Source organism: Providencia rustigianii DSM 4541 (assembly GCF_000156395.1).
GTDB lineage: Bacteria > Pseudomonadota > Gammaproteobacteria > Enterobacterales > Enterobacteriaceae > Providencia > Providencia rustigianii.
On sequence record NZ_GG703847.1, the window covers coordinates 1 to 292 of the forward strand.

General features: G+C 41.1%; 1 pseudogene. It reads right to left on the bottom strand.

Annotated features, from left to right (window positions below):
* Window positions 1-281: pseudogene (locus PROVRUST_RS18905) on the bottom strand (phage tail tape measure protein); the annotation flags it as partial.
* Window positions 282-292: the final 11 nt, after the last annotated feature.

Below are 292 nucleotides of genomic sequence, written 5' to 3' on the forward strand. Positions count from 1 at the left end.
ATCAATGCATCCTTAAAAATACCAGTGACTAAATTCCACACGCCTTTCACATAGGGACCTATCTTGTCCCAATGCTTGTAAATCAAATAAGCTGCCCCCGCAATGGCGGTAATAATTAAGATAATCGGGTTAGCTAATAACGCCCTCCCCAACATCATAAACGCAGATCCAATTAGCTTAATTGGCTTAATCAACAACGAGAGAAAACCACTACCTTTAATGCCTAATACTGACAAGCTGAGCTTTGCCATCGCAAGTGGACCAATCATTGCAGCAATCATCAAAGATATCG